Annotated in this window: 1 protein-coding gene; it reads right to left on the bottom strand. The window is 69.3% G+C overall.

Annotated elements, in window-relative coordinates:
* The coding region (locus AC0IW9_RS32180) for a coproporphyrinogen III oxidase (protein WP_471652332.1) at positions 1-231 on the bottom strand (231 nt) is incomplete at both ends.

Raw genomic sequence — 231 nt, 5'->3', positions numbered from 1 at the left:
CCCTTCCAGCGTGCCGCCGACAGTCGAGACGTTGACGCCGACCTTTTCGAAGACGCGCCCCTTCATCACGCCGCGCACGCCGCCGCCGCCGGGCTCGCCCGACGGGTCGACCCGGTCCCACGTGAAATAGTCGAACGCGGCGTCCGAACCTGCCTCGCGCTCGATCGCCTCGAACGCCGTGCAGATGCGGGTGCGGAGCGATTCGAACCAGTCGCGGGCGGTCTGTTGTTC

This window comes from Belnapia sp. AC561 (assembly GCF_979252845.1).
Note: the sequence above shows the minus strand (reverse complement) of the source record. Positions and strands in the feature narration are given on the sequence as shown.